General features: G+C 74.3%; 11 protein-coding genes. 5 read left to right on the top strand and 6 right to left on the bottom strand.

Going from position 1 to position 15,981, the window contains the following annotated elements; translation table 11 throughout:
* Window positions 1–185: 185 nt before the first annotated feature.
* Complete coding sequence (locus ACIP93_RS00110; RefSeq protein ID WP_401753958.1) at window positions 186–1,703, bottom strand: LCP family protein; 1,518 nt, start codon at window positions 1,701–1,703, stop codon at window positions 186–188.
* Between the two features lie 188 nt (window positions 1,704–1,891).
* A complete protein-coding gene (locus ACIP93_RS00105; protein ID WP_401753955.1) occupies window positions 1,892–2,647 on the bottom strand; it encodes a TIGR03089 family protein in 756 nt (251 codons plus the stop codon).
* Between the two features lie 128 nt (window positions 2,648–2,775).
* On the opposite strand from ACIP93_RS00105, the gene ACIP93_RS00100 reads away from it, so the two are divergent.
* Window positions 2,776–4,041 (top strand): peptidoglycan recognition protein, encoded by a 1,266-nt coding sequence (locus ACIP93_RS00100; protein WP_401753952.1) that lies wholly within the window; start codon window positions 2,776–2,778, stop codon window positions 4,039–4,041.
* A 161-nt stretch (window positions 4,042–4,202) separates the two neighbouring features.
* A complete protein-coding gene (locus tag ACIP93_RS00095) occupies window positions 4,203–5,285 on the top strand; it encodes a sugar phosphate nucleotidyltransferase (RefSeq protein ID WP_401753949.1) in 1,083 nt (360 codons plus the stop codon).
* Here ACIP93_RS00095 and ACIP93_RS00090 read toward each other — a convergent pair whose 3' ends face one another.
* The 4 genes from ACIP93_RS00090 to ACIP93_RS00075 form a co-directional block, all read right to left on the bottom strand.
* A complete protein-coding gene (locus ACIP93_RS00090) occupies window positions 5,286–6,170 on the bottom strand; it encodes a DNA-3-methyladenine glycosylase 2 family protein (RefSeq protein WP_345222318.1) in 885 nt (294 codons plus the stop codon).
* A gap of 319 nt (window positions 6,171–6,489) precedes the next feature.
* Window positions 6,490–7,815: a coenzyme F420-0:L-glutamate ligase gene (locus ACIP93_RS00085; RefSeq protein ID WP_401753946.1), complete on the bottom strand. Its 1,326-nt coding sequence runs from the start codon at window positions 7,813–7,815 to the stop codon at window positions 6,490–6,492.
* On the bottom strand, window positions 7,812–8,768 hold the full coding sequence (cofD, locus tag ACIP93_RS00080; protein ID WP_345222323.1) for a 2-phospho-L-lactate transferase: 957 nt from the start codon (window positions 8,766–8,768) through the stop codon (window positions 7,812–7,814). The genes ACIP93_RS00085 and cofD overlap by 4 nt, the downstream gene beginning before the upstream one ends.
* Window positions 8,769–8,781: 13 nt before the next feature.
* Window positions 8,782–9,282, bottom strand: coding sequence for a cysteine dioxygenase (locus ACIP93_RS00075; protein ID WP_401753944.1), 501 nt, complete (start codon window positions 9,280–9,282; stop codon window positions 8,782–8,784).
* A 773-nt stretch (window positions 9,283–10,055) separates the two neighbouring features.
* Here ACIP93_RS00075 and ACIP93_RS00070 point away from each other — a divergent pair.
* The 3 genes from ACIP93_RS00070 to ACIP93_RS00060 all read left to right on the top strand — a co-directional run bounded on the left by ACIP93_RS00070 (window position 10,056) and on the right by ACIP93_RS00060 (window position 15,959).
* On the top strand, window positions 10,056–10,319 hold the full coding sequence (locus tag ACIP93_RS00070; RefSeq protein WP_030927001.1) for a WhiB family transcriptional regulator: 264 nt from the start codon (window positions 10,056–10,058) through the stop codon (window positions 10,317–10,319).
* Between the two features lie 301 nt (window positions 10,320–10,620).
* Window positions 10,621–14,463, top strand: a complete 3,843-nt coding sequence (locus ACIP93_RS00065; RefSeq protein WP_401753941.1) for a glycosyltransferase — start codon at window positions 10,621–10,623, stop codon at window positions 14,461–14,463.
* Entirely contained in the window at window positions 14,460–15,959 is a 1,500-nt protein-coding gene (locus ACIP93_RS00060; RefSeq protein WP_401753938.1) for a DUF5719 family protein, read from the top strand. Before ACIP93_RS00065 ends, ACIP93_RS00060 begins: the two co-directional genes overlap by 4 nt.
* Window positions 15,960–15,981 lie beyond the last annotated feature (22 nt).

Here is a 15,981-nt window from a genome sequence, read left to right as displayed (position 1 = left end):
CCAGGCGGCTCATCATTCGGTCCAGTCGTGCGTGCGTGATCCGAGCAGCGGCTCGTTGCACTGGATCGCGTCACACTATCGGGACAGATCAGCGCCCAGCGACGGCAGTGACAAATTGCACGCCCCTTACAACCGGGCAATACGCACAAAGCGCAACGGGTGACGCCCCGGACTTGGACATCGCTTTACCCGCACAGGTCCGCGGCGGCGCTGGTTCCGGTGAACGTGGGGGTCGGGACGGGGGTGGGCGTTCCCGAGGCGTCGGGCTTCCGGCCGTCCTCGGTCCCGGGTTCGGCCGTTCCCCCGCCCGGGGAATCGATCGCGGAAACGTCGCCCGATTCACCCTGTTTGTCGGGCGACTTGGGAGGTGCCACCGAGACGGGCGCGTCCTCGCGGAGCTGCCGGAAGAGCTTCTCGGCCTGGGACCGGACCAGTTCGTCCCGGTTGCGGTCGTAGCGGTACGGCTGTCTGGGCACGGTCAGGAACTGCACCCGCTCCGAGGGCACGTTCCGCATGCTCGACGCCAGGTCGTACAGGTCGCGCAGCGAGGCCAGGCCGGGGTCGGTGGTCAGCGACTTCGTCGCCGCGTCCAGCACCGGGTAGAGCTTCGTCGGGTTGAGCAGCACGCCGTTGCTCTGCATCTTGTTGACGAGCGAGCCGAGGAACTGCTGCTGGCGGTCCATCCGTTCGGTGTCGCTGCCGCCGCCGATCGACTTGCGGGCGCGCACATAACCCAGCGCCTGCTCGCCGTTGAGGGTCTGCGGGCCCGCGGCCAGCTTCAGGTGCGCGTCCTTGTCGTCGATCGGCTCCTTCAGGCAGACGTCGACGCCGTCGACCGCGTCCACCATGTGCTTGAAGCCCTCGAAGTCCACCACCATGTGGTGGTCGACCCGGATGCCGGTCAGCTTCTCGACGGTACGGATCGTGCAGGCCGTGCCGCCCATCTCGAACGCCCAGTTGAACTGCGCGAACATCTTCCGGGTGCGGGTGCCGTCCGCCTTCGTGCAACTGGGGATGTCGACCATCAGGTCGCGCGGCAGCGAGACGCCGGTCGCGCTCTTCCGGTCGGCCGCCAGGTGCAGCAGGATCGTGGTGTCCGAGCGCTGGGTGCCCTCGTCGCGCCCGTACTTCTTGTTGCCGCCCGCGCGGGTGTCGGAGCCGATCAGCAGGATGTTCAGCGCGTTGAGCGCCACCGGGGCCTGGGTGGGGCGCTCCTTGTCCCAGGCGCGGAGTTCGGCGGCGGCGTCGGTGTCGGTGGTGATGTTGCCGTCGAGCTTGTTGTAGAAGTACCAGCCGGCCCCCGCCGCCGCGAGCACCACGACCGCGGCCCCGGCGGCCAGCCGGCGCACCCAGTGCCGCTTGTGGTGCGGGAGGCCGTCCTTCTCCGGGACGGCGGTGGCGGCGGTGGCAGTGGCGCCAGAGGTGGCGGCGGGTGCGGCAGTTGCACCGGCACCGGCACCGGCGCCCGCGCCGCCGTCGGGTGCGGGGGCGTCCGGCGCGCCGGGGGAGGCCGTGTCCGGTGCCGGGGCTCCTGCCGCGTCCGGCGCCGGCGCTTCCGCTGTCTCCCCTGCCAGTGCCGGTGCCGGTGCCGGTGCCGATGTCCGCGGCGTGTCGTCCGCCGGGTGCGCCCCTTCTCCGGGCCCGGGTTCCGGGGCCGCGGCCGGCCGGTCCGGTTCGGGGGGCGTGCCAGCGGTCTCGGTCACGTCGTCGTCCATCCTCGTACGGGTCGGCGGCGCGCTGGGCCGCCGATCGCAGGAGTAGACGGCTGAACCCGGCGCTTGGTTGTGCGTCCCATCGATCATGTCCTGTGCCCCGTCGCGCGCCGGCGAAGCGGGGCCCCGGTTCACCGGTTGGGCCGCCCTGCCGAGCCGTGCCGGAGGGCGTACGGCCGCTACGCCCCGCGCGTGTGCGTGACGCGCTCGCTCTCCACGCGCTTGGCCAGCCCCGCCGCCGACAGCTCGCCGATGTTGCGGACCAGGACGACCGAGGCGCCGGACGCCAGCGGCGCGTACAGACCGGAGGACAGCCCCTCCCACGTGTCGTACGGAAGCCCCGACAGCACGCGCGACCCCGGTCCCAGCCCGAGCGCCTCCGCGTCCGCGCGCGCCCGCTCCACGACCTGCGCCGCGCTCAGCGACGTGCCCCCGACGGACAGGGCGGCCTCGTCGGCGTCCACGGGGGCGAAGGGCGCGAACCGGTCGCCCTGGGAGGGGACTTCGACGGCGTAGTCCATGAAGCCCTCCGGGGCCGCCGGGAAGCGTCCGCCCAGCGGCCGCAGCGCCAGCGCCACCCGCTCACCCTGGCACGCGCGCGCCGCCTCCAGCGTGTCCGGGCCGCTGACCACGACGTCCGCCGCGGCCGGATCGCCCGCGACGTCCGCCTCGACGCCCACCGATGCGCAGGCCAGCAGCCACACCGCGCTCTGCCAGTGCGCGGGCAGGTGCAGCGCGAGCCGGTCGCCGGGCCCGGCGGACAGGTCGCCCTGGAGCAGATTGGCGGTCTTGGCCACCCAATTGGCGAAGGTCGCCACGGACAGTTCGACGCGCTCGCCCGTCGCGTCGTCGTAGAAGGTGACAAGGGGGCGGCCCGGGTCCGTCGCGAGCGCGGAACGCAGCAGGTCGGCAGGGGTGCGGTCGGTGGAGTTCATCTGGCGAGCGTACGTCGCCCGGCGCGGCCCCGGCGGCGTGGGCGGGGCGGCCGGGGCCACCCGTCCGGCGGATGGACCGCCCTTTCACCGATGGACAGATTTATGCCGGTATGACCACTATCGGCTGCATGCGTGCACTCCTTGCTTCCTCGATCGGCGTCACCTGCGCGGCCCTTCTCGTGCTCCCGCTCGTCCTGCCCGAGGACGGCTCCGCGGACCGGCGGCAGTTGGCGGGCGCGCAGACGGCGGACCTCCCCGGGCTTCCCGGCTCGACCCGCTCCCTGCCGCTGGCCCCGCTCGCCGGGAGCCTCGACCGGGCCGTGCCGCAGGCGGCCGCCCGCGGGCTCAACTCCGGTGACGTGGCCCCGTTCTCGCTGGTCGGCGTGGTCTGGGACGACCCCCGTGCCGTACTGGAGGGGCAGGTCCAGGTGCGTACGAGAGCGGTGGCCACCGGTGAGTGGTCGCGCTGGCAGGAGCTCGACGCGCACTCTGCCGACGCGGCCGACCCGGGCACGGCGGAGACCCGTGCGCACGGCTCGACGGCGCCCCTGTGGGTCGGCGCCTCCGACGCCGTCCAGGCCCGGGTCCGCCCCACGGGCGGCCCCCTGCCCGAGGGCCTGCGGCTCGACCTCGTCGACCCCGGCGCCGAACCGCCCCGCAACACCTCCCGCGCGTCCGCCGCGTCCCGGGAACTGCCGGAGCTGACCCGGGCCGAGACGGAGGCCGAGGCCGCCGCCGCCGGGCTGCGGGCGGCCGAAACGGAAGCGCAGGCCGGGGTACGGGGTCCGCGCATCGGGCCCCGGCCGCGCATCGTCCTGCGCAAGGGCTGGGGCGCGGACGAGCGGCTGAGGGAGAAGGGCAGCGTCTACACCCGGACCATCAAGGCCGCCTTCATCCACCACAGCGCGTCCGGAAACGCATACCGGTGTTCGCAGTCCGGCTCCGTCCTGCGCGGTATCTACCGCTACCACGTCAAGAGCAGCGGCTGGCGCGACTTCGGCTACAACTTCGCCGTCGACAAGTGCGGCACCGTCTACGAAGGGCGCGCCGGAGGTGTGACCAAGCCGGTCCTCGGGGCGCACACTCTCGGTTTCAACACCAACAGCATGGGCATCGCCGTCCTCGGGACGTACACCAGCACCGCTCCGCCCGCCGCCGCGGTCAACGCCGTCGCGAAGCTCACCGCCTGGAAACTCGGACTGCACGGCGCCAACCCCCGGGGCGTCACCCAGCTCACCTCGGGAGGAGGCAACCTCTACAAGAAGGGGAGGAAGGTCCGGCTGAACGTCATCTCCGGCCACCGGGACGGCTTCGCCACCGAATGCCCCGGCCGCCGCCTCTACCAGAAGCTCGGCGCCACCCGCTCGGCCGCGGCCCGCCTGCAGGGACGCTGATCCCGGGGCCCCGCCGTCCGGGGCCGGAAGTGCAGGCCGGGAAGTTCACCGCGGCGCCGGCGCTCCCTTCGGGCGGGCCGCTGACCGGGACGTATCGAACAGTCTGCATACACTGGCCAGCCACATCCGGCCCGGCCCCAGCAGGAAGCAGAGACGACAAGGTGACTGAAGCGATCCTCCTGGTCGGAGGCAAGGGAACCCGGCTGCGCCCCCTCACGGTGAACACCCCCAAACCCATGGTCCCGGCAGCCGGCGTGCCCTTCCTGACCCACCAGCTCGCCCGCGCCAGGGCCGCCGGAGTCGAACACATCGTGCTCGCCACCTCCTACCTCGCCGAGGTCTTCGAACCCCACTTCGGCGACGGCTCCTCCCTCGGCCTGCACCTGGAGTACGTCACCGAGGACGAGCCGCTGGGCACCGGCGGCGCCATCCGCAACGTCGCCCACCGCCTGCGCTCGGGCCCCGACGAGCCGGTCCTCATCTTCAACGGCGACATCCTCACCGGCCTCGACATCGAGGCCCTGGTCGACACCCACTCCGCGTCGGGCGCGGACGTCTCCCTGCACCTCACCCGCGTCGAGGACCCCAGAGCCTTCGGCCTGGTCCCCACCGACGCGACGGGCCGGGTCACCGCCTTCCTGGAGAAGCCGCAAACGCCCGAGGAGATCGTCACCGACCAGATCAACGCGGGCGCCTACGTCTTCCGCCGCTCGGTCATCGACACCATCCCCACCGGTCGGCCGGTCTCCGTCGAGCGCGAGACCTTCCCGGACCTGCTGGCGAACGGCGCCCACCTCCAGGGCATGGTCGACTCCACGTACTGGCTGGACCTGGGCACCCCGCAGGCCTTCGTCCGCGGTTCCGCCGACCTGGTCCAGGGGCGTGCGCCGTCCCCGGCCGTCCCGGGCCGCTGCGGCGACTGCCTGGTCATGCCGGGCGCGGCCGTCGCCGGTGATGCCAAGCTGACCGGCGGCACGGTGATCGGCGCGGACGCGGTCGTCGGTGAGGGGGCGCGCATCGAGGGCTCGACGGTCCTCGCGGGCGCGGTGATCGAGCCGGGCGCGGTGATCCGGGACTCCCTGGTCGGCGCGGGCGCGCGGATCGGCTCCCGTACGCACCTGGTGGGCGCGGTCATCGGCGACGGCGCGCGGGTCGGAGCGGACAACGAGCTGCGCGACGGCATGCGCGTGTGGTGCGACGCGGTCCTGCCGGCCGCCTCGGTCCGCTTCTCGTCCGACCAGTGATCACAGGTGGGAGAAGCGCCCCGGGGCGCGGCGCGGGCCGCGCCGGGGCGGGGTCAGCCCGGTGAGCAGGATGTACCGGGCGGCCCTGTGCCGCTGGCCCGCGTAGGGGGCCAGCAGCTCCAGCATGTCGGCGTCGGTCGCGCCCCGCTCGCCGGTGAGGGCGTAGCCGACGATCCCCGGCAGGTGCAGGTCGCCGACCGTCAGGGCGTCGGGGGCGCCGTTGCTCCGCTGGAGGGTCTCGGCCGAGGTCCACGGGCCGATGCCCGGCACCGCCTCCAGCCTCTTCTTCGCCTGCTCGTACGGCATGTGCGCGGCCTCTTCGAGCCGCGCCGCGACGCGCGCCGCCCGTACGACGGTGTCGGCCCGCTTGGCGTCGACGTTGGCCAGGTGCCACTCCCAGGAGGGAATGCGGGCCCAGCCGCCGGGGTCGGGCATCACGTACAGGCCGGGCGGCGCGCCGGGGAAGTCCGACCCCGGCGCGGGCTCGCCGAAGGTGCGCACCAGGTGCCGCCACGAGCGGTGCGCCTCGGTGGTCGTCACCTTCTGCTCCAGCACGGACGGGATCAGCGACTCCAGCACCAGCCCGGTCCGGCACAGCCGCAGCCCGGGGTGGCGGTGGCGGGACTGGGCCACGACCCGGTGGCGGGGCACGAACGCCTCCGGCCGGTCGCCCTCGCCGAGCAGCAGGGGCAACTGCCGCAGCAGCCAGTCGCCGCCGGGGCCCCACGCCCGGGCGTCGGTCTCGGTCACCCGCAGCGTCCCGGGCCCCTCCGGGGTACGGCTGGCCCGCCAGACGGACCCGTCCTGCGCCACCCGGTACGTGGGGTCCGCCCCGCCGCGCCGCAGCGGACCGAGGACGAGCCGCCGCTGAAATCTTCCTGCCACTCCTCGACCCTACGGGGTGCGTGGCGGGCCTCCGGCCGACCGTGCCCGGGGGCGGCCGGCGCCGCGAGGTGTGCACGGGATTCCTGCGGGTGTGCCCTTTGTCTCTGTCCTGTGCGGGGCTGTTTGTCTCTGTCCCGTGCGGGGCTGTCCGTGGTCCCTGTCCCGTGCGGGTGCGTCGTGGCTGGTCGCGCAGTTCCCCGCGCCCCTGACGGCATGCCCTCCGGGCAGCCGTCCCCCGCCCAGCCCCCTTCCGCTCCCGGCCCGCCCGGGTGCCGCTCCTCGCGCAAGCGCCCGCGCCGGACGTCCGCCCCGGCAAGCCTCAGCGCACCGTGATGAAGTCCTCCGCCTCCCGCTCCCCCCGCGCCCCCGGCGTCCCCGCCGGCCGTCCCACCGCGACCGCCCCCATCGGGTCCCACCCCGCAGGCAGCCCCAGCACCTCCCGCACCACGTCCCGGCAGAACATCGTCGACGACACCCACGCCGAGCCCAGCCGCTCCCCGGCCAGCGCCACCAGGAAGTTCTGCACCCCGGCCCCCATGGCCACCACGAACATCTCCCGCTCCGCGGCGTCCCGCCGGGCGTCCCCGTAGGTGTGGCAGCCGTCCGTCACCAGGCACGGCACCACCAGGTAGGGCGCCCTCCGCAGGACCTCCCCCCGGCGCACCCGCTTCGCGATCGACTCCTCGGACTTCCCGTCCGCCCGCAGGTCCGCGATCCACGCGTCCTTCATCGCGTCCAGCAGTCCGGTCCGGGAGGACTCCGACTCCAGCAGCACGAACCGCCACGGCGTCGTGTGGTGCGGCGCCGGGGCCGTCACCGCCGCCGCGACCGCCCGCCGCACCGCCCCGGGGTCCACCGGATCGTCGGTGAACTCCCGTACGGTGCGCCGCTGCGTCACCGCCTCCCGGACCGCCTCCGAGGTCCCGAGCCGGAACATGTCGTCGGCCGCGCCCCGTACCAGCGCCCGCGCGCCCTCGTCGTCGGCCGCTGCGGAGACCACGTGGGAGAGCCCCCGCACGACCGCCACCGGCAGCCCGTCCGCCTTGCCCTTCACCAGGTCGCCCGCGGCCGCCAGTTCGTCGGCGGTCGCCACGATCGTCGCGCTCAGCGGATTGCCGTACGCGTCGGTCCCGCCCCGCAGGTCGTCGAGCACCCGCACGCCGGCCGCCCCGATCGCCACATCCGTCAACCCGCTGCGCCAGGGTCGCCCGAAGGTGTCGGTGACGACGACGCCGACCTCGACGCCCAGCGCGTCCCGCACGCCGTCGCGGATCGCCCGCGCCGAGGCGTCGGGGTCCTCGGGCAGCAGGAGCACCGTCCCGGCGGGGGTGTTGGAGGCGTCCACCCCGGCGGCGGCCATCACCAGGCCCTGCCGGTTCTCCACGATGCGCAGGGCGCCCCGGCGGGCCACGACCCGTACCGTCTCCGCGTCGATGGCCTCCTCGCGCGAGTCGGCGGCCAGCACTCGCCCCTCCGCCTTGCTGACGATCTTCGACGTGACGAGCAGGACGTCGCCGTCGGCCAGCCCCGGCTCCGCGTCCGCGATCAGCTTCGCGAGGTCGTCGCCCCGGCGGACCTCCGGCAGGCCGGGCACCGCCCACACGCGGTACTCCGGCGCGCCCGGACCCGTAACGGAGTCGCTCACGCCCCCACCTCCGCGGCCAGCTCCAGCGCGGCGCGCGCCATCGCGGCGGTCGCGGCGAGGTCGGTCATCATCAGCGGCACCGCGCGGCAGCGGATGCCCGCCTCCTCGACGGTCCGCACCGTGTCCGCGTCGACCGTGTCGACCAGCCAGCCGTCGAGGAGCCCGGAGCCGTAGTGCCGGGCGACGGCGGCGGCCGTCGACTCCACGCCGACCGCGGCGAGCACCTTGTCGGCCATGCCGCGCACGGGCGCGTCGCCGACGATGGGGGACAGGCCCACCACCGGGACGCCCGCGTTGGCGATGGCCTCGCGGATGCCGGGGACGGCGAGGATCGTGCCGACGCTGACGACGGGGTTGGACGGCGGGAAGAGGACGACGTCGGCGGAGGCGATGGCCTCCAGGACGCCGGGCGCGGGCTTGGCCTGCTCCGCGCCGACCGGCACGACGGCCTGCGCGTCGACGGAGGCGCGCAGCTTCACCCAGTACTCCTGGAAGTGCACGGCCCGGCGCTCGCCGTCCTCCTCGATCGCCACGTGCGTCTCGACGCGGTCGTCGGACATCGGGATCAGCCGCACGCCGGGCTGCCAGCGCTCGCACAGGGCCTCGGTGACCGCGCTGAGCGGATATCCGGCGCCGAGCATCTGCGTGCGCACGATGTGCGTCGCGAAGTCGCGGTCGCCGAGGCCGAACCATTCCGGCCCGACGCCGTACGCGGCGAGCTCGGCCTTCACGTGGAAGGTCTCCTCGGCGCGCCCCCAGCCCTGTTCCTCGTTGATGCCGCCGCCGAGGGTGTACATCACCGTGTCGAGGTCGGGGCAGACCTTCAGCCCGAACAGATGAATGTCGTCACCGGTATTGCCGATGACGGTGATGTCCGCCTCCGGGGCCGCCTCCTTGAGGCCGCGAAGGAAACGGGCACCGCCGATACCGCCTGCAAGAACCACAATGCGCATACGCAGCAGTGTGTCAGGCGGTGCTGACATCCCGTCGGGCGGTCGTGAAGGGCGCCGGGTACATCGGCATCTCGGTGAGCCCGGGGAAATAGACGTGCAGGCTGACGGCCGGTTCCAGGGAGTCGTTGACGACCTCGTGGACGTGGCCGGGCACGGACACGTACTGCGCCCCGGCGCCGAGCGTCCGCGCGCCCCTGTCGTTGCGCTCCGTCAGCTCGCCCGCGAGGACGGTCAGCACGCCCGAGGACGCCCCGTGGTCGTGCGCCCCGCTGCCCTGCCCGGGCACCCAGCTCAGCAGCCACACCTCGTAGCCGGGGCCGGTGCGCAGCCGGTGGTACCAGCGGGTGGTGGCGTCGTACCGCACGAGGTGCGCCCACTGGGAGCGGTCGGCGGCGATGGAGCGGGCCAGGCCCGCGAACCCGGCCACGGTGGTGGGGTGCTTGCGGGCGGGGGCCAGGAGGTGCTGGACCTCGAGGAGGTCGCCGGCGATCTGGAGGTCGCTGTCGCTGTTCATGGTGCGGGGGTTCCTCGGCAGTCAGTGCTGGGGTGTCGCAGAACGGGTGCCGCACGGGGGCGTGGGGTGCGGCGGGCGCGGTGCACACGGGGTGGGGTGTGCGGCGTACCGGGCGGCCGGCGCGTGCGAGAGCGCGGCGGCGGGGCCTCGGAGCTGGAGCGCGGGTGGCTTCAACAGCTGTGACAGCAACAGTGACAGCGGGCCGGGGCAGCACTGCGGACCACACGGGTGTGGGGTACGGGGCGCACTGCGGTCGCTGGCATGGGAACAAAGGTGACGGGCCGCCTCGGTGGCTGTCAACTCGATGACCGGTTTGGCGGCAATCTTTCACCTCATGCGGTGAGCCCGGGCGGAGAAAGGTTTGTGCAGCCGCTGACGTGGAGAGACCGCGCTGCAACCGACCGTGGTTCCGTCCCGGGACCCGCGCACCGCGTCACCGGCCCGCGCGCCGCGACCGTCTGCGCACCGTTGCCGTCCCGTGATCCGACTGTGATCCGAGTCGCTTCGCGGAGCGGACCGCAACAAGATCCACCTTCACCGCGTCTTCCTCTCCGTCGGGGGTACCCGTTGAGGAGGCGAGGTCTTGTGTCATGGTTTTTGGCGATTTGAACACTTTCCGCATAGCCTTGGTTCCGCAGAGTGAATAACGGGCCCAATAGCAGATCTCGGCTTGACTGGCACGGAGCTGCACACTTGTAATTTCACCCGTGTCGTTCGGCCGGATTCGGTGACGGCAACATCACGGGGAAGCAAAAGACAGACGAGGGGCGCACATGACCGAGCTGTTCCAGCAACTGCTGGTCGAGGACGCGGACGAGGAACTCGGCTGGCAGGAGCGCGCATTGTGCGCCCAGACAGATCCCGAGTCCTTCTTTCCCGAGAAGGGTGGTTCCACCCGTGAGGCAAAGAAGGTCTGCCTCGCCTGCGAAGTCCGCTCGGAATGCCTTGAATATGCCCTGTCGAATGACGAACGCTTCGGAATCTGGGGCGGATTGTCCGAGCGTGAACGCCGGAGACTGAAGAAGGCCGCGGTCTGAGCGGCATACGCGGAGCGGCCCCCGGACGAACAGCCGCGCCGCCCACGGTGCCCCGGCCGCACCGCGCGGTGCCCCGGCCCGCACCGCCCCAGCAAAACAGCACAAGGCAGTACACAACGAACGGTCCGCCGCCTGCCCCTTCCCCGCAGGCGGCGGACCGTCTGCATGCGCAGCCGTTAGTGTGGGCCGCTGTCCGGCGATCGCACCCGGCGCCCCACGGGCACCCGCGTGCGCCGCAGTCAGCGTTAACCAGCCTTCCGGGGGGCGACCCCCGGACCCCGGCCGGAGGGCCCGTACGTCGATGTCCGTCAGTCAGCCAACGGCCCCGTACGCGGCCGCCGCCACCCCGCCCGAGTTCCCCCGCCACGTCGTCACCGCCGTACTCGTCTCCCACGACGGTGCGCGCTGGCTCCCCGACGCGCTGCGAGGGCTCCTCGGCCAGGAACGCCCGGTGCAGAACGCCGTCGCCGCCGACACCGGCAGCTCCGACGACTCCGCCCGCCTCGTCGCCGAGGCCCTCGGCGACGAGCGCGTCCTGCACCTCGCCCGCCGCACCGGGTTCGGCACGGCCGTCGAAGAGGCCGTGCGCACCGCGCCCGTCCTCACCCCCGAGGAACTGCCGTACCTGAAGAAGCCCAGCGGCTGGGACCCCGTCAGCAGGCAGTGGCGCGACGACGCCCACGACCTGCCCGACCTCCCGCACGGCGAACCCGTGCAGTGGCTGTGGCTGCTCCACGACGACTGCGCCCCCGCCCCCGACGCCCTCGCCGAGCTCCTGCGCGTCGCCGACTCCGACCGCACCGCCGCCGTCGTCGGCCCCAAGCTCCGCGGCTGGTACGACAAGAAGCAGCTCCTGGAGGTCGGCGTCTCCATCGCCAACTCCGGCCGCCGCTGGACCGGCCTGGACCGCCGCGAACAGGACCAGGGCCAGCACGACCAGGTGCGCTCCGTCCTCTCCGTCTCCAGCGCCGGCATGCTGATCCGCCGCGACGTGTGGGACCAGCTCGGCGGCTTCGACCGCTACCTGCCCCTGATGCGCGACGACGTCGACCTGTGCTGGCGCGCGCACGCCGCGGGACACAGCGTCCTGGTCGCCCCCGACGCCGTCGTCCGGCACGCCGAGGCCGCCGCCCGCGAACGCCGCACCGTCGACTGCGCGGGCCGCTCCGTCGCCAACCCGCACCGCGTCGACAAGGCCGGCGCCGTCTACACGATGCTCGCCAACGCCCGCGGCGCCGTCCTCCCCTACGTCCTGCTGCGGCTCGTCGTCGGCACCCTCCTGCGCACCCTCGCCTACCTCGTCGGCAAGGTGCCCGGACAGGCCGTCGACGAAGTCACCGGCCTGATGGGCGTCCTGCTGCGCCCCGGACGCGTCCTCGCCGCCCGCAAGGCCCGCGGCAGGGGGAACGTCGAAGCGGCCGAACTGCGCCCCCTGTTCCCGCCGCCCGGCGCCACCCTGCGCGCCACCGTCGAACAGGTCGCCGGCTCCTTCGGCGGCGCGGGCGAGGCCGAGTCCGGGGGCTCCCGGCACGGCGCCGTCGAGTCCGGGCCCGGCGGCGACGACGCCGACTTCCTGGAGGTCGAGCAGTTCGCCCGGGTCAAGAAGGTCGCCCGCAAGCCGGGCCCGGTGCTCTTCGCGCTGCTGCTGCTGGTCGCCCTGGTCGCCTGCCGCGGCCTGTTCGGCGGCGGCTCCCTCGCGGGCGGCGCCCTGCTGCCGTCCCCCGACGGCGCCTCCGAACTCTGGTCCCGCTACGCCCACTCCTGGCACCCCACCGGCGTCGGCGGCACCCAGTCCGCCCCGCCCTACCTGGCGCTCCTGGCCGCCCTCGCGACCCTGCTCCTGGGCTCCACGAACGCCGCCCTGACCCTGATCCTGGTGTGCTCCGTGCCGCTGGCCGGACTCACCGCGTACTTCGCCTCCCGGTCCCTGGTGGAGTCCCGGCTGCTGCGCGCCTGGGCGTCCGTCGCGTACGCCTTCCTGCCCGCCGTCACCGGCGCGCTCGCCGGCGGCCGGGTCGGCACCGCCGTCCTCGCCGTGCTGCTGCCGCTGATCGCCCGGTGCGCCGTCTCGGCGAGCGGCGCCCGCACCGGTGCGCGTTCCAGCTGGCGTTCGGTGTGGTCGTACGCGCTCCTGCTGACCGTCGCCACCGCCTTCACCCCGGTCGTGTGGCCCCTCGCGGTGCTCCTGGGCATCGGGGTCCTGGTGCTGCGGCGCGACGACGTCACCGCCTACGCCCTGCGCTTCGTGGCGGCGGCCGGCACCCCGGTGCTGATGCTCGCGCCCTGGTCGCTGTCGCTGCTCACCGACCCCGCCGCCCTGCTGCGCGAGGCCGGACGGCCCTTCGGGGCGGGCTCCGCCACCCCGCTGGACCTGCTGGGCATCAGCCCCGGCGGCCCCAAGACCGCCGGCGGACTGCTCCTGGTGGGCATCGTGCTGGCCGCGCTGGCCGCCCTGCTGCGCGGCGAGCGCCAGGCCGCCGTCCGCAGCGCCTGGGCGGTCGCCGTCCTCGGCCTCGTCCTCGCCGTCCTGACCAACCGCGACGGCTGGGCGGGACCGGCCACCCTCGTGTACGGCCTCGCGCTGATCGCCGCCTCGGTGCTCGGCGCCGACGGCGCCCGGGAGCGCGTCGCCTCACAGAACTTCGGCTGGCGCCAGCCCGTCGCCGTCCTGATCGCCGCCGCGGCCGCCCTGGGCCCGGTCCTGGCCGCCGTCGGCTGGATGTTCGTCGGCGCCCAGGACCCCCTCGGCCGCCGCGACCCGGTGCAGGTGCCCGCGTTCGTCGCCGAGGAGTCCACCACCCGCGACCAGCCGCGCACCCTGGTGCTCGGCGGCGACTCCGCCGACCAGGTGGCGTACTCCCTGGTGCGCGGCTCCGGCGGCCGCCTCGGCGACGCCGAACTCACCGAGGCGGGCGGCGCCGCCCCCGGCCTCGACAAGATCGTCTCGAACCTGGTCGCGGGCTCCGGCGCCGACCAGGCGGGACAGCTCGGCGGCTACGCCGTGCGCTACGTCCTCGTGCGCGACGGCGCCGCCTCCCGGCAGATGAGCCGCGTCCTGGACTCCACGCCCGGCCTCATCCGCCTCAGCCAGCTCGACGGCAGCGCCCTGTGGCGCGTCGAACGCCAGGTGGCCCGCCTCACGATCGTCCCGCCGAAGGAGGGGGCCGAGCCCGTCCCCGTCGCCTCCCAGCGCATCGAGGCGCACACCACCGTCAAGGGCGGCGAAGCGGGCCGCGTGCTGCGCCTCGCGGACACCGCCGCACCCGGCTGGAAGGCCACCCTGGACGGCAGGGAACTCACCGGGAAGACCCTCGACGGCTGGGCGCAGGGCTTCGAACTGCCCACCGGGGGCGGCAGGCTGGACCTGACGTACGAGGCCCCGCTCGCCCACACCGCCTGGCTGTGGACCCAGGGCGCGCTCGCCGTCGTCCTCGTGGTGCTCGCCCTGCCGGGCCGCCGCCGCGAGATCGACGACGACCTCCCCGACGCCGACCGGACGGCCGCCCCCGACGTCCCGGCCGCCCCCGTCGAGGGCGAGGGCCGCAGGGCACGCCGCCTGCGCGCCGCCGCCGAGGCGGAGACGGAGAGCGAGCAGGCACCGGTACCGGTGGCCGACCCGTACGCCGCCCCGTACCCGGACCAGCAGGAGTCCCCCTACCCGGCAGTGCCCCAGCAGGGCGCGTACGGCGAATGGGACGCCCAGGCGTACGCGGGCGCGGCCGCCGAGGCCGAGTACGGGCAGCAGGGCCAGTACGCCGCCCAGCCGCCCTACCCGCAGCCGCAGCAGCAGGGCTACGGCGACACCACCGGATACGACCACGACCCGTACGGCTACCAGCCGCAGGCGCAGGACGCCCCCCGCCAGGAGCAGTCGTACGAGCCCTACGCGGGCGCCGGCCCCGGCGACCGGCGGGCCGGCCCGGACGACGGGCCCGCCGGCCGCGACGCCGGCGACAGCGGCTACTTCGGCGGTCCCGCCGCCTTCCGGCAGCCGCCCGTCCACAGCCCCCGGCCGTACGACCCCTACGCCGACGAGCAGGGCGACTTCCCGCACGGCACCGGCACCGGCATCAGCTCCGGCGACGGACGGCCGTACGACCCGCACCACGACCGGCAGCGCCCCGACGGGAGCAACAACCGATGAACCGCAGCACCCTCTCCCTGTTCGGCGCCGTCGCCGCCCTGGCCGCCGTCACCGGCTTCGCCACCGTCACCGCCCCCTCGGGCGGAACCGGCACCGCGAAGAGCACCGGCACGGCGGCCGCCCGGCTGCCCGTGGAACGCTCCGGCCTGCTGTGCCCCGCGCCCAGCTCCTCCGACCTCGCGGAGACCGCCTACACCTCCTTCACGCCCGGGGGCGGCGCGGCGAACGCGAAGCCCGGCACGGCGGAACTGGTGCCGGTGACGGTCGCGGGCAAGCCCGCCAAGAAGCCCGTCATCACCCTCAAGGAGCCCGGCAGGCCCGTCACGGCCACCGCGAACGGCGGGGAGTCCCCGGCCCTCGTCGGCACCGCGGACGGCGCCCTCGCGCCCGGCTGGGCCGCCCAGCAGACCACCAAGGTCAGCGGCGAGGGGGCGGGCCGCGGACTGTTCGGCCTGAGCTGCTCCGCGCCGGACACCGAATTCTGGTTCCCGGGGGTGAGCACCGCCGAGACCCGCCAGGACTACGTCCACCTCACCAACCCCGACAACTCCGCCGCGGTCGCCGACGTCGAGCTCTATGGCCCGCAGGGCGTCATCAAGTCCGACGCGGGGGAGGGCATCACGGTCCCGCCGCACGCCACCGTCCCCGTCCTGCTGTCCACCCTGTCCGCGACGAAGGTCAACGACGCCACCGTGCACGTCACCACCCGCGCGGGCCGCGTCGGGGCGGCGGTGCAGGCGCTGGAGGACAAGGTCGGCGGCGACTGGCTCACCGCCTCCGCCGACCCCGCGCCCGGCGTCGTGCTCCCGGCCGTCCCCGCCGACGCCACCTCCGTGCGCCTGGTGGTGTTCGCCCCCGGCGAGGCCGACGCCGACCTCAAGGTGAAACTGGCGGGCGCCAACGGCTCCCTCACCCCGGCCGGGGCGGAGACCCTGCACGTCAAGTCCCGGATGACGGCGTCCCTGGACCTGGGCAACGTCACCCGGGGCGAGGCGGGCGCCCTGGTGCTCAGCCCCTCGGAGGGCACCAGGCGGACCCCGGTGGTGGCCGCCCTGCGCGTCGTACGGGGCCTGAAGGACAAGCAGGAGGTCGCCTACGTCCCCGCGACCGCCCCCGTCGGCGCGCGCTCCAGCGTGGCCGACAACCGGGCGCAGGGCTCGGTGCTCTCGCTCACCGCGCCCGGCGCCGCCGGCGAGGTCAGGGTGACGGCCTCGGCGGGCAGCCAGGGCGGAGCCCCCGTCACCAGGACGTTCAAGGTCAAGGCGGGCGCGACCCTGTCGGTGGCGGCCCCCGTGCCGACCGGCCTGAAGGGCTCGTACGCGCTCACCGCGGAGTCGGTCTCGGGCGGCCCGGTGCACGCGGCCCGCATCCTGACGCTCATGGAGGACCGCGTGCCGATGTTCACCGTCCAGCCGATGCCGGACGACAAGGGCACGGTCGTCGTGCCGCGCGCCCGCAACGACCTGTCGGTCCTGGACGTGCGCGCACGCGACTGATCAGTCCCCGCGCCGCTGCGCA

The organism is Streptomyces sp. NPDC088745 (assembly GCF_044751045.1).
Lineage (GTDB): Bacteria > Actinomycetota > Actinomycetes > Streptomycetales > Streptomycetaceae > Streptomyces > Streptomyces cremeus.
Note: the sequence above shows the minus strand (reverse complement) of the source record. Positions and strands in the feature narration are given on the sequence as shown.

Excerpts from the sequence above, each read along its gene's own strand:
- ACIP93_RS00105 (WP_401753955.1), bottom strand. The coding sequence starts at position 2,647 with ATGAACTCCACCGACCGCACCCCTGCCGACCTGCTGCGTTCCGCGCTC.
- ACIP93_RS00100 (WP_401753952.1), top strand. The coding sequence starts at position 2,776 with ATGCGTGCACTCCTTGCTTCCTCGATCGGCGTCACCTGCGCGGCCCTT.
- cofD (WP_345222323.1), bottom strand. The coding sequence starts at position 8,768 with ATGCGCATTGTGGTTCTTGCAGGCGGTATCGGCGGTGCCCGTTTCCTT.
- ACIP93_RS00075 (WP_401753944.1), bottom strand. The coding sequence starts at position 9,282 with ATGAACAGCGACAGCGACCTCCAGATCGCCGGCGACCTCCTCGAGGTC.
- ACIP93_RS00070 (WP_030927001.1), top strand. The coding sequence starts at position 10,056 with ATGACCGAGCTGTTCCAGCAACTGCTGGTCGAGGACGCGGACGAGGAA.
- ACIP93_RS00065 (WP_401753941.1), top strand. The coding sequence starts at position 10,621 with ATGTCCGTCAGTCAGCCAACGGCCCCGTACGCGGCCGCCGCCACCCCG.
- ACIP93_RS00060 (WP_401753938.1), top strand. The coding sequence starts at position 14,460 with ATGAACCGCAGCACCCTCTCCCTGTTCGGCGCCGTCGCCGCCCTGGCC.